The sequence below is a fragment of the Thiocapsa sp. genome, assembly GCF_018399035.1.
GTDB lineage: Bacteria > Pseudomonadota > Gammaproteobacteria > Chromatiales > Chromatiaceae > Thiocapsa.
The window spans coordinates 3,040,787-3,062,811 of the sequence record NZ_CP073760.1 but is presented as its reverse complement, the minus strand read 5'-3'; the positions used below and the strand labels follow the sequence as shown (position 1 = coordinate 3,062,811).

The following is a 22,025-nucleotide window of genomic DNA, read 5'->3' as shown; positions in this document are numbered from 1 at the left end:
GAACCCGCCTGTTATGAGCCGCCTCAGCCCGACGTCATCACCAACGGATCTTCAATCAGCCGCCGCACCCATTCCAGCATAGGCTCGATCGCGGCTTCGGCGGTCGGTGTCAGCACGTAATTGGAATAGTCGAACGAGCTCCCGCACGCCGAGACCAGGAAGGTCTCGGGGACCTTGTCGTAGAGTGTCTCGCACCAGGCAAGCAGCTCGCGTGGGTCCAGGAAATGCGCCATGGTCGACATGGCGCTGGCGTCGGGGGCGAGTGATCGGCAGCGGACCTCGCCCGGCGTGCCGTCGACCGCGGCGTCGAGAAAGACGACACGGTCGTGCTCCACCAAATCGGCGACCAGTTCGGCTGTGAGGATGTGGCGCGAGACCACCTCCACGCCTTCCGGCATGCCCTCGGCCTGCAATCGATCCGCGACCAGCGGCCCGATCGCGTCGTCGCCGCGGATCGGGCTGCCGTAGCCGATGATCAAGACCTTCCTGCCCCCCTTGCTCGCGCGATCCATTCAGCCGCGCCTGAGCGTGTCGACGACCCGGCCGGTCGCATCCTTGAGCTCGATGGCGAGCGGCATCTCCCCGAAGGCGTGCGAGGCGCAGGACAGGCAGGGGTCGAAGCAGCGGATAACCGCCTCGACGCGATTCAGCATCCCCTCCTGGAGGTTGTTGCCGTCGACATAGGCGTCGGCGACCTGGCGGATGCTCTGGTTCATGGCGAGGTTGTTGTGCCCGGTCGCGATGATGAGGTTGACCCAGGTGATGAGGCCCTCGTCGTCGATGCGATAGTGATGCATCAGGATCCCGCGCGGGGCTTCGGTCACCCCGATGCCTTCGTAGCGGTTGCTGCGGGCACGGGCGCGCACGCGTGCGTCGAGGATGGTCGGATCCCTGAGCAGGCGCTCCATCATCTCGAGCGCGTAGATGATCTCGACGAGGCGCGCATAGTGATAGTGGAAGCTGCTCGCGATCGGGCCGGATTCCTGAAGCATATGAAACTCGGCGAGCGCGACGTCGGCATAGGGTGTTCCGCAGGCATCGACATTGTTCAGACGTGCAAGGGGTCCGACCCGATAGATCCCCTTGGGATAGCCGTGCGGCTTGTAGTAGGGGAACTTCATGTAGCTGAAGTCCTCGACCGCCTCGCCGATCAGACGCTCGTACTCGTGCGGCGGGACCATGTCTTCGAGGATGCGGCCTTGGGCGTCTTTGAGGCGCAGGAAGCCGTCGTAGTGCTCCAGGTGGCCCTTGGGGCTCACCAGGCTGAGGAACATGGTCGGTTGATTGCCGAAGTGACTGGCCTCGTCCTTGAACTTGGGCACCAGCGTCTTGAAGAAGGCGTAGGTGCGCTTGGCAATGTCCAACCCCTCGGGGATCAGCGTGAGCATTGCATCGCGCTTCTCCCGGGTCAACGGCTCGCTGACCCCGCCGGGCACGACCCAGGTCGGGTGGATCTTTTTGCCGCCCAAGGTCTCGATGATGGTCTGTCCGATCTGGCGCAGACGGATCCCGTCCTTGGCGAGCGCCGGGTCTTGGCGCATGACGCCGAAGATGTTGCGCGAGACCGGATCCGAGTCCCAGCCGAGCAGCAGGTCCGGCGAGGAGAGATGAAAAAACGACAAGGCGTGCGACTGGGTGATCTGTGCGAGGTTGATAATGCGGCGCAGCTTCTCGCCGGTCGGCGGGATGCTGACCGAGAGCAGGTGATCGCAGGCCTTGTTGGATGCCAGCACATGACTGACCGGGCAGATCCCGCAGGTGCGCGCGGTCAGCGCGGGCATCTCGCGATAGGGCCGGCCCTCGCAGAATTTCTCGAAGCCGCGAAACTGGGTGAGATGGAACTTGGCGTCTTCGACCTCTCCGGCGTCTCCGAGCTGCAGGGTGATGCGGGCATGGCCCTCGATGCGGGTGACGGGTTCGATGATGACGGTGCGGCTCATGGATGCGGCCCCTGGCGGATGGGATTCGGCGTGGCGTCCGAGTCGTCGCCTTCGTTGCTCAAGGCGCGCTCGGTGATCTCGTGATAGAGATGGGTCATCCTGGCGATGATGTCGTCGAGCTCCGGGTGCTGTGCCCACTTGGACTGCTTGTCCTTGGCATCGGCGAAGACCTCGGTCAGAAACTCGATATCGAAGCTGTCGAGTCGTGCGCCGCGCTCGACCTTGGCCTTGATGTCGAGCAGGCGCGGCAGGCGTTGCGTGCGCAGACGCTCGAGGAGCGCGACGATCACGCCCGTATCCGCATCCTGTGGTGCTTGGCTTCCGGCAGGAGGCTTGGTCACGGGTTCAGGCCCCGAACCGCGTTACGGTGCTGGGATCCGGCGTGCGTCCCGCGATCAGCTCGCTCAGCACGTACCAGATGGCGTCGGCGCTCGGCGGGCAGCCGGGTACGAAGACATCGACCCCGACGACGCCGTGGATGGGTTTGACGACGGAGAGCAAGGCCGGAACCCCGCGGGTCGGGATCTGCGGTTGGACCGTTACGGTGTCGCGGTAGGCGTGATCGACGACGTCGGCGAGCTTGAAGTGGTTGCGCATGGCCGGGACGTTTCCGTTCACGGCGCAATCACCCAGGCTGACCAGGATCTTGCAGTGCTTGCGAAACGCATGTGCCTTTTCCAGATCGTCTTCCGAGCTGATCGAGCCCTCCAGGATGCCCACGTCCACATGGTCGGGCAGGGTTTTGGTGTCGACCAAAGGGCTGTAGACGATGTCGACCTGCTGGACCAGCTCGATCAGGCGCTCGTCCATGTCCAGGAAGGACATATGACAGCCCGAGCAGCCGTCCAGCCAGGTGGTCGCGACCGTGATCTTGGGCGAGGTGCTCATTGGGCAAGTCTCCGGCGGGCGAGAATCGGCAGGAAGTGTTGGTCTTTGACCATCTCGCCGACCGAAGTGCCCTGCTTCACCAGCGCGCCGGTCGGGCAGACCTGCACACACTTGCCGCAGCTCGTGCAGGTGTCGCTCTCGCCCCAGGGTTGTGCCATGTCGGTGATCACCCGACAGTCGCTGCCGCGGCCCATGACGTCCCAGGTATGGGCGCCCTCGATCTCGTCGCAGACGCGTACGCAGCGGGTGCAGAGGATGCAGCGGTCGTGATCGAGCCGGAACATCTCGTGCGAGCTGTCGACCGGGTAGCTGGCCTGCCTGTAGGGCACGCGGACATGGTCGACACCGCACTTCTGCGCCATGTGCTGCAGCTCGCAATGGCCGTTGGAGACGCAGACCGAGCAGACATGATTGCGCTCGGCAAACAGCAGCTCGACGATGGTGCGGCGATAGCGCTGGAGCTTCTCGGTGTTCGTCTGGATCTGCATCCCTTCCGTGACGCGGGTCGAGCAGGCAGCCAGCAGGCGACCTTGACCGGCCAGCTCGACGAGACACAGCCGACAGGCGCCCCAGACCGACAGTCCTTCGAGATAACAGAGACTCGGGATCGGGATTTGATTCTCGCGACAGACCTCGATGATGGTCTCGTCTGCGCGGGCGGAGAGATCCCGGCCGTCGATGGTAAGCGTGACGACGCGGACATTCGGTTGCTTGGCGGGTGGGGGCATATCGGCTCCGTCAACCTCGTTCTTACAGTTTGAACCGCAACGACGCATAGGACGCAACGCAACGTCCGTCGTTGCGTTTGGATTTGGAGATGTCCTCGGCCTCGGTGCGACGCGGTTTAAGCGTCGCCGAGCTTTGCTTCATACTCGTCGCGGAAATAGCGCATGGTACTCAACACCGGATTCGGCGCCGTCTGGCCCAGCCCGCAGAGACTGGTCGCCTGCACGACCTCGCAGAGCTCTTCCAAGAGGGCCAGCTCGGCCCGGGTGGCCTGCGACTTGGCCAGCCGGTCGAGGATGCCGTGCATTTGCTGCGTGCCGGTGCGGCACGGGACGCACTTGCCGCACGACTCGGTCATGCAGAACTCCATGAAATAGCGTGCGACATCGACCATGCTGGAGGTCTCGTCCATCACGATCATGCCGCCCGAGCCCATCATGGTCCCGAGCGTCTTGAGGCTGTCGTAGTCCACCGCGATGTCGAGGTGCTGCGCCGGGATACAACCGCCCGAGGGTCCGCCGGTCTGCACCGCCTTGAACGCCTTCCCGCCCGGGATGCCGCCGCCGATGACCTCGATGATGTCGCGCAGCGAGGTGCCCATCGGGACCTCGATCAGGCCGGTGTTGGTGATGGTCCCGGCGAGCGCGAAGACCTTGGTCCCTTTCGATCGCTCGGTGCCGATCGAGGCGAACCAGTCGCCTCCCTCGCGCACGATCGGGGCGATGTTGGCGAAGGTCTCGACGTTGTTGATGAGCGTGGGGTAGCCCCAGAGCCCCGACTCGGCGGGGTAGGGCGGACGCGGGCGCGGTTGGCCCCGTAGCCCCTCGATCGAGGCCATGAGCGCCGTTTCCTCGCCGCAGACGAAGGCCCCGGCGCCGAGCCGGATCTCGACCTCCAGGCTGAACTGGGTGTCGCCGATCTTGTTGCCCAGGAAGCCCGAGCGTTTGGCTTTGCGAATGGCGGTCTGGAGTCGCTCGACCGCGAGCGGGTACTCGGCGCGGACATACACATAGGCCTTGTTCGCCCCGATCGCGTAGGCGGCGATGGCCATGCCCTCGATCACGCGATGCGGGTCCGATTCCAGGATCGCCCGATCCATGAAGGCGCCGGGGTCGCCTTCGTCCGCGTTGCAGATGACGTATTTTTGGGTCGCGGGCATCTTGGCGACGGTCGACCATTTCAGTCCGGTCGGATAGCCGCCGCCGCCGCGTCCACGCAGACCGCTGTCGGTGACTTCGCGCAGGACATCGGCCGGGGTCATCTCGCTCAAGGCCCGGATCAGCGCGGAGTAACCGCCGACGGCCACGTAGCCCTTGAAGCTGTCGGGATCGATGATGCCGGCATTCTCCAGCACGATCTTCTGCTGGCGCGCGAAGAAGGGCTGATCCGTCGGGCAGCGCAGACGCTCCACGGGTGGACCGTCGAGGCTCGCGATGATGTCGGCGGCGTCATCCGCGGTGACGTCGCGATAGATCGTCGACTCCTCGAGCGAGCCGTCCCTGTCGGCGATCGACACCAAGGGGCCGGCCGAGCAGAGGCCCATACATCCGACCCCTTTGACCTTGCACGAAGGTTGACTCTCCCCGAGACCGGCAACGAGTGCATCCCGGACGGGTGCGGCACCGGATGACTGGCAACTGGCGGCCATGCAGACGCGGACCTCGCGCTCGACGTTCGCGTCGATGGCACGGTATTGCTCGGCCAGATCGGCCAGATCGTCGAGGTTCATCAGGTCAGCTCCTCGAGCTTGGCAATGAGTGATTCGCTGTCGAGTTTTCCCAGCACGTCGCCGTCGATCACGATCGCAGGGGCCAGACCGCAGGCGCCGACACAGCGTGCCGTCAACAGCGACAGCCGGTCGTCTTCGGTCGTTTCGCCGGGATTGATGTCGTAGCGCTCCTGCAGGCGCTCGACGAGTCCCCCGGCGCCTTTGATGTAGCAGGCGGTGCCGGTACAGACGACGCACGCATGACGCCCTTTCGGCTTGAGCGTGAAGAGGTGATAAAAGGTCGCGACACCGTAGACCTTGCTCAGCGGAAGGTCGAGCGATGCGGCAACAAACCGCAGGGAGCCCTCGTCGAGAAACCCGAAAGCGTCCTGCACGCTGTGCAGGGTCTCGATCAAGGCATGGTCGGCGTAGCCGTTGCGACGCATGGTCGCGTTGACGAGCTTCCAACGCTTGTCGTTACTGGGCAGTGGCGGCTTAGCTTGCTGCAGACTCATCTTCCCTCCGATTCAATGGGTCATGGTTGCAGAGCGATCGTGTCGCCGACGGCGATGCGACCGCACGATGCCACAAGTCTATGACAGATGGATAGCGCGACAACGTTCTTCTTTTCGCGCACTTTCGGTGCGCTCGGTGTCGCTGCGCTTCCTTTCGGTGCCGGCCCGCTCCCGGCTATACTCGCGATCCGACCAGACGGCCGCCAACGAGATCGATCCATGGACAACGCGCCAGCTTCCCGTAAGCGAAGACGCGGCATCTATTTGCTGCCCAATCTTTTTACCACGGCGGCGCTGTTCGCCGGGTTTTACGCCGTCCTCGCGGCGACCCAGGGACGCTTCGAGGCGGCTGCGCTCGCCATCTTCGCGGCCCAGCTGCTCGACGGGATCGACGGGCGTGTGGCTCGCATCACTCAAACGCAAAGCGATTTCGGTGCCGAATACGACAGCCTCTCGGACATGGTGGCCTTCGGGGTCGCTCCGGCGCTGGTTGCCTACCACTGGGCCTTGGGCGGACTCGGCAAGGTCGGCTGGCTTGCCGCCTTCGTTTTCACCGCAGCTGCGGCCTTGCGCCTGGCACGGTTCAACACGCAGGTGGGGATCGCCGACAAACGATACTTCCAAGGTCTCGCCAGCCCGGCGGCAGCGGCCATCATCGCGAGCGGGGTCTGGCTCGGCGCGGATACGGGGGTCGCCGGGGCCGATGTCGCTTGGCTCGCCGCCATCCTCACTGCGAGTGCCGGTCTGCTGATGGTGAGCAATTTTCGCTACCTCAGCTTCAAGCAGCTCAATTTCCAGGGGCGGGTCCCCTTCCTCCTGGCCGTCGCTGTCATGCTTGGATTTGCGGTCGTCTTTGTCAATCCGCCGCTGATGCTTTTCTTGCTGGCGACGACCTATGCGGTTTCGGGGCCGGTGTGGACCTTGATGCGACTGCGCAAAAGTCGAGCGCGCCACCGGCGCGAGCGGCTTTGAGTCCGGTCGGAGCCGTTTGATCTGTATCTGTTTACGACCGAAGGTTGGAGTCAAGTCGGTGGAGCCTGGCGCTGTGCTTTGCTCGGGTCCGGAAACTGTTACGATGCTCTCCGTGCAGAGACCAAGCGAGCGACTTGGATTTTCACGGACCGACCTTGAACGGATGGATCCGGTTGGCTCCCGACACCCTCGACGACGCTGTGTCGGGCAACACCAGATCGATCTCCGGAGGGTCGACATGAACGAGACATCCAAGAAGAAGCCGGGCCTGCTGCGTCGTCTCGGATCGGCGTTGTCGAAACGGCTGGTCCCGCGCGTTCCGGACGAGGTCTCGTGCTGCGAGTTCGATTGTCGGCGGGCGGAATGCGTCGGTGGCGATTGGGAGCGCTGTACATTACGTCTGGACTACGCCGAGCGACTCCGCGAGCGGCGCATAGAAGACGAAGATCAAGGAACGGTTCAAAAATAGGTAAAACAACTGGACGAGAGAATACCTTTCCCACGGTTGTCGTTGTCGTAATCGACAACGACAACGACAACGACAACGATTAGATTCGGTGCTCAACTTATTTCTGACACGTTACCAAAGAGAAGGCTTAAGCGATGTCTTCGGGACCACGCGAGATCGTCACGCCCTTTCGGCCCATCCCGTTGGATGTTCCGGCGGGTCTGACGCCGAACGAGTTCTTCAACAGTGCCGAGAACCTTCGGGATCTGGTGCAGAACAACGGTCTGCTGCGCAACCAAGAGGACCTGCTGCTCTACCGCAAGGCGTTGGGGCATTCCACCGAGCTGGATTGCTCGATCATCTACGACACCTCCAAACGTATCCTCAACCCGCTCGGCCGTCCGGTGCGCCGCACCCAGGTCGCGCCGTCGGTGAAGCGCGTCTGGAACCGGATGAATCGGATCATCATCGAGGAGATGCTCGGACGCTATCCGGATCCGGGCGAGGCGCTGGTGATGGCCGGCGAGGCGAGCCTGGATGCCACCTGGCCTCTAACCTCGCCGGGCGTGCCGAGCATCCGCATGCTGCACAACCACTTCATCGTCTTCCCGATGGAGCAGCTGCGCGCGGCCCCGCTTGCCGATCCGAGCCATCCCAACCTGACCGACGGCGGCCAGCACAGCCTCTTTCAGGCACACATGCGCGATGTCTACCGCCGCTTTTTCGACGAAGCGCTGGACCTGCGCATTCTGCGAACGGTGCATACCGACGAGTCGCGCCTCGCGTTCACCGGCTATCCCGAGGGTTTACCCTGCTGGGAGATCCAAGGCGGGGTCGCGGCCCTGGGCGACACCGCCTTCTGGGCGGAGTACGACGAGATCCTGCGCGGGTTTCTCGACTTCTACCGCACCTTCTTCTCGCAGGTGTCGAGCCGCAATGCCGAGATCCTGCCGGACGTCTACTTTCCCGATCAGATCGAATCGGTCCTGCTCTTCGACAACGCCTTCATGCAGACCGCGAAACGGGTTCGCGAGCGCTGCCTCGGCGACCCGGCCTACGCCAGCTCCATCCGCTGGGAGCCGGCCTTCAAGCAGCTCATCTTTCGGCATGACTCCGGCCGCTTGATGCTGACCATCAGTCAGAACTCGATCGGCAACGCCATCACCGAGCTGCTCGGGGTCGTGGTCAAGCGCGTTCCCGATCGTGACGCCTACGCGGCCTGTGAGCCTGCACTCATCGAACGTCTGCTCGAGATCCGGCGTCTGCTCGTCGCCGCCGACCTCGGCGACGGGATCGCCACTCCGCATTGGGGTGCGGACTGAGTCTCGCTCCCGTATACGGAGTCGAACCCCGCACGGGGGCCAGTGCAGCACGGCAGATGTGTCGAGACCGTTCGTGGTCGTACCGATGGTCGACACCGACACCGACACCGACACCGACACCGAAAATGATTTCGGAGGGTCTCGAAATCTCTGCACTGCCCCGAGATTTCATCGCATCTTCACAGTTCGTCAATATCCCGGCAATCGCGCGCGGAGATGATATCCCGACGTTGATGGCTCGAGACCGGCGATGCGATGACCGACATCAAGCGCATGAATCCATTGAAGTATCGGAGCATTTTCATCTCCGATGTCCACTTGGGCTTTCGAGGGTGCCAAGCCTCTCTCGTGCTCGATTTCCTGCAATCGACCGAGTGCAAGCAGTTGTACCTGGTCGGTGACATCGTCGACATCTGGGCGATGAAGAACGGTGTCTATTGGCCCGAGGCCCACAATCAGGTGGTCCGCGAGGTGCTCGACAAGGCCAAGCGCGGGACCGAGGTCATCTACACGCCGGGCAATCACGACGAGCTGTTCCGCACGCATCTCGGTGCCGATTTCGGCAACGTGGCCGTACGCGAAGAGGTGATTCACACCACTGCCGACGGTCGTCGCTTTCTGGTGATGCACGGGGACGCGTTCGACGCGGTGGTTCAAAACGGCAAATGGCTCGCCGTGATCGGCTCGCGCGCCTACGACGGTTTGTTGATGCTCAACGGACTCGTCAGCCGGATTCGCCGTGTGCTCGGCCTCGAGTACTGGTCCTTGGCCGGGTATCTCAAGCACAAGGTCAAGAATGCCGTGAGCTATATCGGCAATTTCGAGGCGGCTGTCGCGGGCGAGGCGGAGCGCCGTCGGGTCGACGGCATGATCTGCGGACATATCCACCATGCGGAGATGCGCGAGATTGCCGGTGTGGCCTACTGCAACTGCGGCGACTGGGTGGAGAGCTGCACCGCCCTCGTAGAGCACCACGACGGTCGCCTCGAGCTGCTGCGCTGGACCGCCGCCTATCCCCAGACTGCGGGCGTGGAGCAGGAGCGCTTGGCTCTGGCGCAGGTCGGTTAGCGGGGCGGTCGGCAGGTCATTCGGACGGCGGGTCCGGATCAACCGCTCGGCCTTCCGAGCGAATCGATCGCCGATAGCGATTCCAATCGAACGCCGGCCCCGGGTCCGTCTTGCGGCCCGGGGCGATCTCGGCGTGTCCCGCGATCCGGTCCTCGGTGATGCCGGGGTAGCGACGGAGGATTCGTCGTGTGCACTCGGCAAGGCGCGCGTACTGCGCCTCGGTGAACGGGATGTCGTCGGTCCCCTCGAGCTCGATCCCGATCGAAAAGTCGTTGCAGCGCCCTCGTCCCGCGAATCGCGAGACGCCCGCGTGCCAGGCGCGTTGCTCGAAAGGGACATACTGCAGGAGTCGGCCGTTGCGCCGGATCAAGAGATGTGCCGAGACGCGCAGACCGGCGATCTCGCGAAAGTAGGGGTGTGCGGCGGGATCGAGGCGATCGAGAAAGAGATCGTCGATCCAGTCGCCCGAGAAGTCGCCCGGCGGCAAGCTGATGTTGTGGATCACCAACAGATCGATTGGCGTGCCCGGCGGTCGGGCGTCCTGGCTCGGCGACGGCCGACGCTCCCCACCTGCAAGCCAGCCCTCCTCGTCGATATCCGCGTAGCCACCGGCTTTGTCGTCAACGACCGCATGGGCGTCCGCACGCGCGTGCCCAGCTGCATCGATCCTGACGGGCGAGGATCGCGCCTTCGGTGACGCGACCCCGAGGGGGGCGATGGCGGCATCGGTTTCGGGGTTCATGAGGCGCAACGCGGGCGGGCAGAGAGGGTGAGTCGGCCGGGAGTCCGCCGATCCAAGGTGACACCGTTCACCGCATTGCTTACCATCGCCGCAATAGATTCCATCGTTTCCTCGAGGTTTGCCGGCCGCCCCGTGCCTCGGGCCATGATGGTGACATGACCGGCAATCGGCGTCGAGATTCACGTGATCAAGTCCCCCCGAGTCCACCCGGCATCCGGTCCCGGCGGCGATGCCTTGATCATGCGCGGGCGTTTCGTGGGCGACTGCACGCGTCTGCTCGGCGAACGCCTGCCGTCGCTCTGGGGCGCGCTGTTCGGGAAGCTCGACGATGCTCTGCACGATCTCGCCGACAGGTCGACCAACGATTCGAGCTATCGCGTCTATTTCGACGCTCGCGAGATCCTCGTCAAACAGCGCCGACGTCTTCAGAGCGATTTTCTGCGGCGCGTCGAGCAAGGGGCAGGCGATCTCGTCGGTCGGGATCGCGAGCGCGAGCACGAGCACGGCAGGGGCACGGAGTCGGGGTTCGGTGATCTGGCTTTGCTTGCGCAGTCCGAGCTCGAGGAGATTCTGGCCGCCGAAAATCTGGTGTCGAAGGCGGAATCGCGCTACCGCAGCGATTTGCTGGAGCTCGATCGCCGATTTGCCGCCCTGCTGGGCTGGGGCGAGGTCGGTCTCGAGGAGAATCCGTTCGGTCCTTCCGCCCTGTGCCATGCCTTTCGAGACACCCTGAGCGCACTGCCCCCGTTCGAGCCGTCCGTCAAGCTCGTCGTCTACAAGCTCTTCGATCGGCATGTCATGGACCAGTTGGGCGACTTCTACCGCAGTTGTCTGAGCCAGGTCGAGCCCGCCGCGGCCGAGATCGCCATCCCTGCCGCAAGACCGTATGCCGCCTCGCCGTCCGTGTCGTCTTTCGTGACGCCGAGCACGCCGATGGATCGGTATTTCAGGGCCTTCCTTGCACGCGAGGATACCCGAGCGGCTGCCGGAGCCGGGGATCCGCCCGCCGAGCCAAACGGCGCGAAGTCGTTTGGTCTTTTCGGCCGCGCCGTGGCGATCTTCGACGCCGATCGTACCGGTGCGCCCGTCGATCCCGAACCGGAGACGGTCGCGGCTGCCCTCGCCGATCGCCTGGCGCCCTATGCACGGATCCCGAGCACGGTCGAGGTCTTGCTGCGCGAGGGCTGGTCACTGGTGTTGCTCGAGATCCATCGCTCGCGGGGCTCGGATAGCCCGGAGTGGCAAGCCGCGCTCGAGTTGATCGATCGGCTGCTCTGGAGCGTGAGCGCGAAGCGTACCGCCGAGGAGCGTCGCCAGCTGCTCGATCGGATCCCGCGCCTGCTCGAGACCTTGCGGCGGGGGCTCTCCGAGGTCGGCTGCGATCCGCGTCTGACGGCACGGTGGCTCGGGGAGCTGCAGACCCTGCATTTGGACGTGCTTCAGGGGTCCGCGCGCGGCGCCGTGCTCGGCGGCTCCGACGTCGAGACCGCCCGCTCGGTCCCGGCCCCGATCCCGGTTCCTTGCGGATGCGCGATCGGCGATTGGATCGATTGGGCGCGCGAGGATGTCGGGCGGGTCCGTCTCAAGTTGGTCGCTTGGAACCCCGCGCGAGAGGAGTTGTTGTTCTTCGACCGACAGGGGCGGTCCCCGACGCGTTTTTCCGCTCGGGGTCTGGCCGAGGCGATCGGGGCCGGACGGGTCACGATTCTGGGCAACGGCGAAACGCCGCTGGCGGATCATGCCTGGCGTGCGATGATGACAAGTCTACAAAAGGCCCCCTCCGATGGCTGAATCAAACACAGAGATGAACCCCTCGCGCCCCGCGGCTCGTCCGGTGCGGCTTCCCGACCCGTTTCTCATCGAAGCCCAAGTCCGAGCGGCGCTTGCGGAGGATGTCGGTGCCGGCGACCTCACGGCGGCCTTGGTGCCGCGCGATCAGCGCGCCCGCGCAGAGCTGATCACGCGCGAGCCTGCGGTCATCTGCGGAGGCGCCTGGTTCGAGACGGTGTTTCGGGTGCTCGACCCTGAGATTGCCGTCCGTTGGGAGGTTGCCGACGGCGATCGGATCCGCCCCGGGCAGCGTCTGGCGCTGATCGAGGGGCCGTCGGCCGGTCTGCTGACCGGCGAGCGCACGGCGATGAATTACCTTCAGACCCTCTCCGGGACGGCGACCCGCGCGGCCGAATTTGCCGCTGCGGTCGCCGGTCTCCCCGTTGCGGTGTTGGATACCCGCAAGACGCTGCCCGGTCTGCGCGTCCAGCAGAAATACGCGGTCCTCTGCGGGGGCTGCCACAACCACCGCATGGGCCTGTTCGACGCGATCCTGATCAAAGAGAACCATATCCTCGCCGCGGGCTCGATCCCGGCCGCGCTCGCCGCCGCGGCCACAGCCGGTGCCGGCGTGGAGATTCAGATCGAGGTCGAGAGTCTCGACGAGCTGCAGACGGCCTTGGACGGCGGGGCTGAGTTGGTCCTGCTCGATAACTTCGCACTCGGAGATTTGCGCCTGGCGGTCGCCATGAGCGCGGGGCGTGCCCGACTCGAGGCATCCGGCGGCGTGACCCTTGCGACCATTCGGGCTATCGCGGAAACCGGGGTCGATCGCATCTCGGTCGGCGCGCTGACGAAGGACGTGACCGCAGTCGATCTCTCGATGCGGTTCGTGGGTTAAACCGCGTCCAGAGCGAGATGCTGATGTTCGAGTGAGCTCGACGTTTGAAGCATCCACGGCCTCTAAACCGCGGTTTAACCGAGCTCGCGCGTGCGCCGTTGTCCGAGTTGGTGCTCGAGCGCGCGCAGTCGCTCGCGCAGTTGTTCCAGCTCGTCGAGCAGATCGAGCGCGAGTGCTGTGCCGGCGAGGTTGAGGTCGAGGTCGCGCTGCAGGCGCACGGCTCGGCGCGCTCGACGCACCTCCAAGCCGTTGAATCGCCAGTCGTCGGGGGCTTGGCCCTTTGGGCGCAGGAGCCCTTCGGTCACCATCAGCCTCACCACGCGGCCACTGGAGCCGCAGAGCTGGGTCAGCTCGGTGAGGGTGACTGTCAGCCCCTCGTCGAGCACGATCCCTTCAATGCGTGTCTCGGTCTGCGTCATGCGTCAGACTCCCATCTCGGCCCTTGGGTTGAAGTGTAGACGCTCGGCCATCTCGCGATAGGCTGCCTTGGCGGCATCCGTGGTTGCGGGCGGGGTCACGATCTCGAGCATGACCAGCTCGTCCCCGGCCGGCTCGCCGGGCAGCCCCCGCCCCTTCAAGCGCAGGCGTTGCCCGGACTGAGATCCCGGCGGGACCTTAAGGTTCACTGTTCCGCCGAGTGTGGGGACCGAAACGGACGCGCCGAGTGCCGCCTCCCAGGGTGCGATGGGCAGTCGCAGATGGATGTCCTTGCCGTCCGTGGTCAAGAACCGGTGCGGATTGATCTCGATCTCCAGATAGAGATCGCCGGCATGACCGCCGTTGACCCCGGGGGCGCCTTGGCCTGCCAAGCGGATCTGCCGACCCTGCGTGACGCCGGGCGGGATGCGTACGTTCAGTGTGCGGGTGCGCGAGGTGACGCGCCCGTCCGCGCCGATCTCGGGGACGTCGAGGCGCAGCTGACGCGTCGCGCCGCGATAGGCGTCCTCCAGGTCGATGGCGATGCGCGCGGTCTGATCTTGACCGCGGCGACGACGTTGGCCCTGCGCTCCCGGGTGAAACTCGCGCCCGAAGATGCTGGAAAAAAAGTCGCTGAACTCGGCGGCCTCGTCGGCGCCGAAATGGAAATCGTGATGAACCCCGCCGGGCGGCGGACGAAAATCCTGGCCGGCGTGCCAGCTGCTGCCGAGCGCGTCGTAGGCGGCACGCTTTTCCGGGTCGTGCAGGACCTCGTTGGCCTCGTTGATCTCTTTGAACCTGGCCTCGGCGTCGGGCTCCTTGCTCACGTCGGGGTGGAATTTGCGCGCAAGCTTTCGGTAGGCCCGCTTGATCTCGGGTGGGGCGGCGTCCCGCGTCACGCCCAACGTTTTATAGTAGTCCTTGTATTCCATCGCAGCGCCTCGAAGATTTGGCCGACACGGACTCGTGAATCTCGTGTTGTGAGGGGAGGTATGGGCTGGCGACGGTCATTGCACGGGTCGCGGTCGAGTGAATGGGGTTAGTCGGAGCGCCCGGGGGGCTGCGCGTCGACCGCCTCCCCGGCGGGTTCCATGGGGGCCGAGGCCATCGCGGCGGCGACGTCGCGTCCAAGGGCGGCCGCGTCGTCTTGTTCTTCGGGTGCGTGCGCCTGAACCGTTCGGCCCGATGCCCAGGCACGCAGCGCTTGCAGCTGGCCGTGCATGACCACGGACAAGGGCTGGGTGTCGGCGATCTCGCGCAGCAGGTTGCCCGTAGTCAGACCATCCCCGGCGGTCTCGTCGGCATAGAGCGCGGAGACAACGGCCTGCTCGATGCCGGCTCCGGTGAAGCCCTCGCTCGCCTCGGCGAGGCGCGCGAGGTCGAAGCGCTCGGGATCGAGCCCTCGCCTGATCAGATGGATCGCAAAGATCTCGCGCCGCACGGGCGCGCCGGGTAGATCCACGAAGAAGAGCTCGTCGATCCGCCCTTTACGGATGAGCTCGGGCGGGAGTCGGGAGATGTCGTTCGCGGTCGCCGCGAGGAAGACGCGGGTGTTGCGCTCGGCCATCCAGGTCAGCAGGGTGCCGAGGACGCGCCGGCCGACCCCGTCGTCCTCGGCGCCGGTCGCGACGCCTTTTTCGATCTCGTCGATCCACAGGACGCAGGGCGACATGACATCGGCCGTCGCCAATGCCTTGCGGAGGTTCTTCTCGGTTTCGCCGATATATTTGTCGTAGAGCGCACCGAAGTCCAGGCGCAGCAGCGGGACGCCGAAACGTCCGGCAACCGCCTTCGCGGCCAGGCTTTTGCCGCCGCCCTGAACGCCGAGGAGCAGAACGCCGCGCGGGTGATCCCGGGTGCGGCCGGGATCCAGAAAGGCACCGCGGCGCCGATCGATCCATGCCTTGAGGTTGCCCAGACCGGCGACCTCGGCGAAGGAGCGGGTGTCGTACTCGAAGCTGATGGCGCCATCGGGACTGAGCAGGTCGTATTTGGCCCGCTTGACCGTTTCGACGTCCTCACGGGTGATGGCGCCGTCGTGACGGATGGCGTTGCGGATCAGGCGGCGCGCGTCTGACTCGGTGACGCCGAGCAGATTGCGGGCGAGTTGCTCCACCGCATCGCGACCGGTCCGGAAGCTGCGCCCGCCGGCGGAATCCTGCCAGCGCTTCGCCTCCTCGCGAATCAGGCCCATGATGCGCTGGCGGTCAGGCAGGCGCAGGCCGAACCGCACGCTCAGATGGTGCAGCTCGGGCGGAACCTCCAGCGCATGACTGACCAGGACCAGGGTGCGGGGCAGGTCAGCGTAGCCTTGTGCAATCTCCTTCAGAAGGCGCACGTGGAGCGGATTGTCGAGATAGGGATGAAAATCGAGCAGCAGATAGATGCCGCGCTGCTGTGTGGAGCGGATATTGCGAAGCGCCTCGGTCGGATCGGCCAGGCGGCTCTGCGGCTCGGTATCGAGCTCGATGCGCCGCAGTCCCTCGGTGACCGACCAGCGAAAGGCCGGCTCGGCAAGACGCACGGCAAGCCCGGCGAACAGCTCGACGACCCGCGGCTCCTCGATCGACTCGATGAGCACGATCGGGGTATCCGAGCGCAGCAGAATCTCCAGGTCGTGCAGGTCCGGCATCATCGCGTGCGTGGCCTCCTCGGGATCCGTAGGGCGTCGAGTCGGCGGTCGTCGGCGGTTCGGGGCCGCAACCCTCGAGGTCCGCGGTCCGATCACCGCCGACGGAAGCTTATACAGGAACCGATAGGGGTCACAAGATCCCGAATCGTCCAAAGCGGGTCCGCTCCGTCGGGAGGTCGCCCCGAGATCGATCAGGTGGCAACGCTCCCGCGCGGATCGCCTACAATAGTCTCCCGAAGACGAAGTTCCTTCCTTATCAGACGGCCGCGCGACTCAGAGACCCTCCATGACCGCAAAAGACCACTTGATCATTTTCGACACGACCCTGCGCGACGGCGAGCAGAGTCCGGGCGCCTCCATGACCCGCGACGAGAAGGTGCGTATCGCCAAGGCGCTGGAACGGATGCGTGTCGATGTGATCGAGGCGGGTTTTCCCATCGCCAGCCCGGGTGACTTCGAGGCCGTCAAGGCGGTGGCCGAGACGGTCAAGGAGAGCCGTGTCTGCGGCCTGGCCCGCGCGCTCGACAAGGACATCGACCGGGCCGGCGAGGCGCTGGCGGGGGCGGTCGCCGGGCGGATCCATACCTTCATCGCCACCTCTCCGATCCATATGCAGCGCAAGCTGAACATGACCCCGGATCAGGTGCTCGCACAAGCGGTGCATGCCGTCCAGCGGGCACGGCGTTACACCGACGACGTGGAGTTCTCGCCCGAGGATGCCGGACGCTCCGAGATCGATTTCCTCTGTCGCGTCCTCGAGGCGGTCATCGACGCGGGCGCAGCGACCGTGAACATCCCCGATACGGTCGGGTACAACATCCCGGATCAGTTCGGGAGCCTGATCCGAACCTTGCGCGAGCGGATTCCGAACGCCGACAAGGCGATCTTCTCGGTGCATTGTCACAACGACCTGGGTCTCGCGGTCGCCAACTCGCTTGCCGCCGTGCGCAACGGTGCCCGCCAGGTGGAATGCACCATCAACGGTCTGGGCGAGCGCGCCGGCAATGCCGCGCTCGAAGAGATCGTGATGACGGTGCGCACCCGTCAGGACCTGTTCGACTGTCAAACCCGGCTCGATGCGACCCAGATCATGAACTGCTCGCGCCTGGTCTCGGGCATCACGGGTTTTGCGGTTCAGCCGAACAAGGCGGTCGTCGGCGCCAATGCCTTCGCGCACGAGTCCGGTATCCATCAGGACGGGGTGCTCAAGCATCGCGAGACCTACGAGATCATGCGCGCCGAGGATGTCGGCTGGAACGCCAATCGGATGGTGATGGGCAAGCATTCGGGTCGCAATGCCTTTCGCACGCGGCTGCAGGAGCTCGGCATCGTCATGGGATCGGAGGAGGAGCTCAATGCGGCCTTCTCGCGCTTCAAGGATCTGGCCGACAAGAAACACGAGATCTTCGACGAGGACCTGCAGGCGTTGGTGACGGATGCGACCCTGGACGCGGCCAACGAACGGGTGAAGCTGGTCTCGCTACGGGTCTGCTCGGAGACCGGCGAGACGCCCTGCGCGAACCTGGTGCTGGCGTTCGACGGCGAGGAGCTGGCCGGAACAGCCACGGGCGGCGGTCCCGTGGATGCCACCTTCAAGGCGATCGAATCGATCGTCGACAGCGGAACCATTCTCAAACTCTACTCGGTCAACGCCATCACCAGCGGCACGGATGCCCAAGGCGAGGTGACGGTCCGGCTCGAGCGCGGCGGGCGCATCGTCAACGGACAGGGTGCGGATACCGACATCGTGATCGCCTCCGCCAAGGCCTACATCAACGCCTGCAACAAGATCCTCCAGCCGGCCCACCGCGCCCATCCTCAGACCGGCGACGTCTGAGCCGCATGGCGATGGACGAGCGCCGACGCTTGGGTTACTTGGGTGCGATGGGGGTCGATGTCTGGATGCCGCGTCATGTCGCTGCGGGTGCGGTCGAGAGGTCCGACGAGATCGCTCGCGTCGAACCCGTGCGCGCTGCGCCCGCGCCCGAGTGTCCCGCCCCTGCCCCCGTGCAGCCCGCGCGCCGAACTCCGCCGGTGCGTACCGCGGATCCCGAGGTCGCGCCGGGCCCCGTCGCGTCCGGATCGATCGAGCCCGATGTGCTCGAGCTCGAGCTCGGTCTGGTCGAGCCCGATCTGCCCGAAGGCCCGTCGTCGCCCGATCCGGCGAGGATGGATTGGGATACGCTCGCAACCGCGGTGTCCGGCTGCCGTGCCTGCGGACTCTGCGAGACCCGCACCAATACCGTTTTCGGGGTCGGAAATCGCAACGCGGATCTCCTGATCATCGGCGAGGCCCCGGGCGCGGACGAGGATCGCGCCGGCGAGCCCTTCGTCGGGCGAGCGGGCCAGTTGCTCAATCGCATGCTCGCGGCGATCGGCTGGCGCGCGAGCAGGTCTACATCGCCAACGTGCTCAAGTGCCGCCCGCCGGGGAATCGCGATCCACGCACCGAGGAGGCCAAGCAGTGCGAGGCTTACCTCCTGCGGCAGATCGATCTGCTCGGCCCGCGCGCGATCCTCTGTGTCGGGCGCGTGGCGGCCCAGCATGTCCTGCAGACGGATGCGCCTCTGGGGAGTTTAAGGGGGCGTTGGCTCGCGTTTCGGACGGGGGCGATTCCGCTGCGCGTCACCTATCATCCGGCCTATCTGCTGCGCTCGCCCGATCAGAAGGCGAAAGCCTGGGAGGATCTGGTCGAGGTTGCACGGGGCTTACGCGAGGGGCGAGGCAGGGTAATCGGCAATGGCAATGATAAAGATCAATCCGATTGATATTACTTATTTCATATTTAATCATTTGCTAATATAATGCGTTCCGTGGATGTTCATCGGGCATCTACGCTTGCTGCCAACAACATAAATCGATCCGGAGAATAGAATGAACAAGCTTGCGACTGCTGCTGCCATTGCCGCCTTCCTCGGTGCCTCCGCTTCCGCGTCCGCTTGGTGGGGTCCGGGTTACGGCGGGTACGGCCCCGGCTACGGTTCCGGTCTCGGCGATACCTTCGGCGACATGTTCGGCGACGGCTACGGTGATTTCAACTTCGGCATGAGCGGCGGCGGCACCGGGCGCGGCTACGGTCGCGGTCGCGGTTACGGCCACGGCTACGGCTACGGCTACAACAACCCCTACTACGGCTACGGCGCTCCGTACTACGGCGGCGGTTACCCGTATGCCTACCCCTATGCAGCGCCGGTTGCCCCGATGGCGCCTGCCGCTCCGGCTCAGCCTGAAGCCAAGTAAGACCGCTCCGATGGTTCGGCGCACCGCGTGTGCGCCGCAGCAAAAAGGCCGGGCAATCGCCCGGCCTTTTTGCATTTCCCGAGGCCTCGTTTCGTCGCAGAGCGGGGCGGACCGGCGGGTGTTATGAACACGCCCGTTTCGAGGCTCAAGCCACAATCAAGATTCCGGTAAAGGCCAGTGCGAGTCCGATCACGGTCGCGACCAGCACATCGCTGGGATAATGCAGGCCGAGGATGATCCGCGAGCTGGCGACCAGCATGGTGAAGGGCACGAGGATCCAGGCGAGCTCGGGAATATAGTAGATGGCAACGCTCGAGAAACTCACGGCATGCAGCGTATGGCCGGAGGGAAAGCTGTAGCGGTCGAGCGGGGGAACCAGGGCGATGATCTCGGCGGCATAGTGGCAGGGCCGTTCGCGCCGCGTGTAGACCTTGAGGGACTTGTAGAGTATAAGCGCGACGCCCCCCGTGGCGAGCATGTGCATGCTGGCCTTGAGGCCCAGAAGACCGTGGGTCATCGGCAGGATGGCGATCAAGCTGTACCAGAAGACCCCGTCGCCGAGTCGACTGATGACGGCGAAAGGGCGTTGAACCCAGCGTCGTCGACCGCCTCGGCTCCAGGTCCGGCAGAGCGATACCTCGATCTCATTCAGATGTTGTAGCCACAGTCGCACGGTAAGCCTCCGTTCCACGTTGTCGGTGGATGACCTGAAAGAGACGCTCCTCGACGCCCCGGATGACGCGATCCCAACTGATCTCCTCCGCCGCGCAGCGCGCCTGTTCGCCGAGCTCTCGCACGCGTGTCAGGTCGCGGGCCAACTCGCATCCGGCAACGATGAACGCTTCACGATCCCCTAAGGGTAATGTAACCCCGTTCCGCCAGGGATCAATCAGGGATCGAGCCGCGGCATAATCGAAAGCGACGACCGGTAGAGCGCTGGCCATCGCCTCGAGCACGACGTTGCCGAAGGTTTCGGTCAGGCTCGGAAAGAGGAAGAGATCTCCCGAGGCGTAATATTTCGACAGCTCGACGCCGATTTTGGACCCGGGACAGATGAAATCGGGGTTTTCGCGTTGGATGTGCTCGCGCGCGGGGCCCTCGCCGACGAGAACGAAGCGCGCCTTCGGTCGAGCGGATTGGATCGCCTGAAAGGCGTCCCGTGCGAGATCGAGATTCTTCTCCGGTGCAATCCGCCCGACGTAGAGCACAGCCAAGGTCTCCTCGTCGCAGCCCCAGCTGCGTCTCAACGCCTCGTCGCGCCAAGCGGGGGAGAAGAGGTCCACGTCCACGCCGCGGCCGAAGACGTGGACATCATGGAATCCCTCGCCCGAGAGCTCGGTTTTCAGCTCGGCGGTGGGCACCAGGGTTGCATCCGATCGGTTGTGGAAGTGACGCAGCGTCTCGGCGATCTGATGGGTGAAGAGGCCGAGACCGTAATGTTGACTGTACTGCTGAAACTGGGTGTGGAATCCGGTCACCGTCGGGATCCCGCGCCGGTGTGCGGCGGAGAGCGCGGCGTGGCCGAGTGGACCCTGGGTTGCGATATAGACGAGATCCGGTGCGTCGCGGCCCCAGAGACGGCGCAGCCGCCAATAGACCGGAAGCCCGAACCGCAGACCTCGGTAACCCGGGATCGGCAGGCCGGGGACGAGGTGTACGCCGATTCGGCCGAGCGTCGGTGCAGCCGGGTCGCGTTGCTCGCCGTGCTGTCGAGGGCGGATCAGTTGGATGGCGTGTCCGCGCTCGGCCAAGCCCTCGGCGAGATGCCGCATGGTGTGGGCAACGCCGTTGATCTCGGGCGGATAGGTCTCGGTGACGATCGCGATGCGCAGACGCCCGGAAAGCGTATCGGTGTCACGCGGGATGATGTCAGGCGACATGAGCGATTCCGCCGGTCGGTATGGATTCGGGTCGAGCCGGGGGCGGGGCCGGAACGGCGTCCGGGATCCGAGCGGGATTCGCACGGCTCGGGTGTCGTGGCACGGCGTCCGGGTGCATGCCGAGTGCTTCGACGATCGCGCCGCGGGTGCGCTCGGCGAGCAGGCGTCGGGTGTTGTTGTCTTCGCCGATCGCCGTCGGGGGGAGGAAATGAACCTCCGCGGTGAGCCCGGGGTGGCGAATCACCCGCAGCAAATGGGCGAGAAGGGTGTCCTCGCCGATGAAGGGCGCAACAGGGTCGGGCCTCTCGTCTGCGTGGCCGCGGTAGGCGAGGGCCACGGGTTGGATCATCAGCCCGGTCTCCTGCGCCAGCGCAAAGAGGCGAGGGTGGAAACGCAGCACGTCCGAGCCGTCGCTCGTCGTCCCTTCGGGAAAGAGCATCAAGGTCCGATCTCGGCCGATCTTGCGCAGCCTCCCTGCGATCTCGTCGATGCGGATGGCGCCGCGCTCGACGAACAGCGTTCCCGCCGTCTCGGCAAGCCAGCCGATCAGTGGCCAATCGCGCACTTCGGCCTTGGAGAGGAATGCGATCTCGCCTTGCGCGCCGACCACGGGGATGTCGAGCCAAGAGATATGGTTGCCGATCAAGAGGCATCCGGGCTGCGCGCCGCCGAAGACGCGAATCCGGATGCCGAGGATCGCGCAGAGGCGTCGGTGCCAGCGCCGGGTCATGTCCGGGATCCGTGTCGGTCGCCGACCGAGTCGCGCAAGGAGACCGATGTAGAGCGCGAGCGTTGCACCCTTGCCCAGGTGAGCGAGGATGAGGACAAGCCGCCGAGCGGACCGTGCGTGCTCCAT

The 22,025-nt window shown here is 65.0% G+C and carries 22 protein-coding genes and 1 pseudogene; 9 read left to right on the top strand and 14 right to left on the bottom strand.

Translation table 11 applies throughout. The annotated features are described in order from the left end of the window. Positions 1 to 23: 23 nt before the first annotated feature. The 7 genes from KFB96_RS13910 to hoxE form a co-directional block, all read right to left on the bottom strand. Positions 24 to 512 carry a hydrogenase maturation protease gene (locus KFB96_RS13910; RefSeq protein ID WP_213457872.1) on the bottom strand — a complete coding sequence of 163 codons (489 nt, stop codon included), beginning with the start codon at positions 510 to 512 and terminating at the stop codon, positions 24 to 26. Then, complete coding sequence (locus KFB96_RS13905; protein WP_213457873.1) at positions 513 to 1,940, bottom strand: Ni/Fe hydrogenase subunit alpha; 1,428 nt, start codon at positions 1,938 to 1,940, stop codon at positions 513 to 515. Continuing rightward, positions 1,937 to 2,281: a hypothetical protein gene (locus tag KFB96_RS13900; RefSeq protein ID WP_213457874.1), complete on the bottom strand. Its 345-nt coding sequence runs from the start codon at positions 2,279 to 2,281 to the stop codon at positions 1,937 to 1,939. Before KFB96_RS13900 ends, KFB96_RS13905 begins: the two co-directional genes overlap by 4 nt. Positions 2,282 to 2,285: 4 nt before the next feature. Next, positions 2,286 to 2,828, bottom strand: coding sequence for an NADP oxidoreductase (locus tag KFB96_RS13895; protein ID WP_213457875.1), 543 nt, complete (start codon positions 2,826 to 2,828; stop codon positions 2,286 to 2,288). After that, on the bottom strand, positions 2,825 to 3,556 hold the full coding sequence (hoxU, locus tag KFB96_RS13890) for a bidirectional hydrogenase complex protein HoxU (RefSeq protein ID WP_213457876.1): 732 nt from the start codon (positions 3,554 to 3,556) through the stop codon (positions 2,825 to 2,827). Before hoxU ends, KFB96_RS13895 begins: the two co-directional genes overlap by 4 nt. Positions 3,557 to 3,672: 116 nt before the next feature. Beyond that, complete coding sequence (gene nuoF / locus KFB96_RS13885) at positions 3,673 to 5,283, bottom strand: NADH-quinone oxidoreductase subunit NuoF (RefSeq protein ID WP_213457877.1); 1,611 nt, start codon at positions 5,281 to 5,283, stop codon at positions 3,673 to 3,675. Next, the gene (gene hoxE, locus KFB96_RS13880; RefSeq protein ID WP_213457878.1) at positions 5,283 to 5,777 is read right to left on the bottom strand and encodes a bidirectional hydrogenase complex protein HoxE; all 495 of its coding nucleotides are present in this window, start codon (positions 5,775 to 5,777) and stop codon (positions 5,283 to 5,285) included. Before hoxE ends, nuoF begins: the two co-directional genes overlap by 1 nt. Before the next feature lie 219 nt (positions 5,778 to 5,996). Here hoxE and pssA point away from each other — a divergent pair, with 219 nt between their 5' ends. The 4 genes from pssA to KFB96_RS13860 all read left to right on the top strand — a co-directional run bounded on the left by pssA (position 5,997) and on the right by KFB96_RS13860 (position 9,587). Then, positions 5,997 to 6,749, top strand: a complete 753-nt coding sequence (pssA, locus tag KFB96_RS13875; RefSeq protein ID WP_213457879.1) for a CDP-diacylglycerol--serine O-phosphatidyltransferase — start codon at positions 5,997 to 5,999, stop codon at positions 6,747 to 6,749. A 238-nt stretch (positions 6,750 to 6,987) separates the two neighbouring features. Beyond that, complete coding sequence (locus KFB96_RS13870; protein WP_213457880.1) at positions 6,988 to 7,218, top strand: hypothetical protein; 231 nt, start codon at positions 6,988 to 6,990, stop codon at positions 7,216 to 7,218. A gap of 134 nt (positions 7,219 to 7,352) precedes the next feature. Further along, positions 7,353 to 8,519 (top strand): hypothetical protein, encoded by a 1,167-nt coding sequence (locus KFB96_RS13865; protein WP_213457881.1) that lies wholly within the window; start codon positions 7,353 to 7,355, stop codon positions 8,517 to 8,519. Between the two features lie 255 nt (positions 8,520 to 8,774). Then, the gene (locus KFB96_RS13860) at positions 8,775 to 9,587 is read left to right on the top strand and encodes a UDP-2,3-diacylglucosamine diphosphatase (protein WP_213457882.1); all 813 of its coding nucleotides are present in this window, start codon (positions 8,775 to 8,777) and stop codon (positions 9,585 to 9,587) included. A gap of 16 nt (positions 9,588 to 9,603) precedes the next feature. On the opposite strand, the gene ampD is transcribed toward KFB96_RS13860, so the two are convergent. After that, positions 9,604 to 10,329 (bottom strand): 1,6-anhydro-N-acetylmuramyl-L-alanine amidase AmpD, encoded by a 726-nt coding sequence (ampD, locus tag KFB96_RS13855; protein WP_213457883.1) that lies wholly within the window; start codon positions 10,327 to 10,329, stop codon positions 9,604 to 9,606. Between the two features lie 183 nt (positions 10,330 to 10,512). Between ampD and KFB96_RS13850 the strand changes: the two genes are divergently transcribed. Both KFB96_RS13850 and nadC read left to right on the top strand, forming a co-directional pair. Continuing rightward, the gene (locus tag KFB96_RS13850) at positions 10,513 to 12,120 is read left to right on the top strand and encodes a DUF1631 family protein (protein WP_213457884.1); all 1,608 of its coding nucleotides are present in this window, start codon (positions 10,513 to 10,515) and stop codon (positions 12,118 to 12,120) included. Positions 12,121 to 12,133: 13 nt separating this feature from the next. Beyond that, entirely contained in the window at positions 12,134 to 13,000 is an 867-nt protein-coding gene (gene nadC, locus KFB96_RS13845) for a carboxylating nicotinate-nucleotide diphosphorylase (RefSeq protein WP_213458235.1), read from the top strand. Between the two features lie 74 nt (positions 13,001 to 13,074). Here the strand turns inward: nadC and KFB96_RS13840 are convergent, their stop codons facing one another. The 3 genes from KFB96_RS13840 to KFB96_RS13830 all read right to left on the bottom strand — a co-directional run bounded on the left by KFB96_RS13840 (position 13,075) and on the right by KFB96_RS13830 (position 16,049). Then, positions 13,075 to 13,419 (bottom strand): chaperone modulator CbpM, encoded by a 345-nt coding sequence (locus KFB96_RS13840; protein WP_213457885.1) that lies wholly within the window; start codon positions 13,417 to 13,419, stop codon positions 13,075 to 13,077. Positions 13,420 to 13,422: 3 nt separating this feature from the next. Next, on the bottom strand, positions 13,423 to 14,349 hold the full coding sequence (locus KFB96_RS13835; RefSeq protein ID WP_213457886.1) for a DnaJ C-terminal domain-containing protein: 927 nt from the start codon (positions 14,347 to 14,349) through the stop codon (positions 13,423 to 13,425). Between the two features lie 107 nt (positions 14,350 to 14,456). Beyond that, positions 14,457 to 16,049, bottom strand: coding sequence for an AAA family ATPase (locus KFB96_RS13830; protein ID WP_213458236.1), 1,593 nt, complete (start codon positions 16,047 to 16,049; stop codon positions 14,457 to 14,459). Positions 16,050 to 16,335: 286 nt separating this feature from the next. On the opposite strand from KFB96_RS13830, the gene KFB96_RS13825 reads away from it, so the two are divergent. The 3 genes and pseudogenes from KFB96_RS13825 to KFB96_RS13815 all read left to right on the top strand — a co-directional run bounded on the left by KFB96_RS13825 (position 16,336) and on the right by KFB96_RS13815 (position 19,289). Further along, positions 16,336 to 17,886 (top strand): 2-isopropylmalate synthase, encoded by a 1,551-nt coding sequence (locus tag KFB96_RS13825; RefSeq protein ID WP_213457887.1) that lies wholly within the window; start codon positions 16,336 to 16,338, stop codon positions 17,884 to 17,886. Between the two features lie 5 nt (positions 17,887 to 17,891). Further along, positions 17,892 to 18,817, top strand: a pseudogene (locus tag KFB96_RS13820) (uracil-DNA glycosylase family protein). A 106-nt stretch (positions 18,818 to 18,923) separates the two neighbouring features. Next, positions 18,924 to 19,289, top strand: coding sequence for a sulfur globule family protein (locus KFB96_RS13815; protein ID WP_213457889.1), 366 nt, complete (start codon positions 18,924 to 18,926; stop codon positions 19,287 to 19,289). A 145-nt stretch (positions 19,290 to 19,434) separates the two neighbouring features. Here the strand turns inward: KFB96_RS13815 and KFB96_RS13810 are convergent, their stop codons facing one another. Genes KFB96_RS13810 through KFB96_RS13800 form a run of 3 tightly spaced genes read right to left on the bottom strand, consistent with a single transcriptional unit; the run spans position 19,435 to position 22,025 of the window. Then, the gene (locus KFB96_RS13810; RefSeq protein ID WP_213457890.1) at positions 19,435 to 19,962 is read right to left on the bottom strand and encodes a phosphatase PAP2 family protein; all 528 of its coding nucleotides are present in this window, start codon (positions 19,960 to 19,962) and stop codon (positions 19,435 to 19,437) included. After that, on the bottom strand, positions 19,934 to 21,169 hold the full coding sequence (locus KFB96_RS13805; protein ID WP_213457891.1) for a glycosyltransferase family 1 protein: 1,236 nt from the start codon (positions 21,167 to 21,169) through the stop codon (positions 19,934 to 19,936). Before KFB96_RS13805 ends, KFB96_RS13810 begins: the two co-directional genes overlap by 29 nt. Beyond that, positions 21,159 to 22,025, bottom strand: coding sequence for a 1-acyl-sn-glycerol-3-phosphate acyltransferase (locus KFB96_RS13800; RefSeq protein WP_213457892.1), 867 nt, complete (start codon positions 22,023 to 22,025; stop codon positions 21,159 to 21,161). The genes KFB96_RS13805 and KFB96_RS13800 overlap by 11 nt, the downstream gene beginning before the upstream one ends.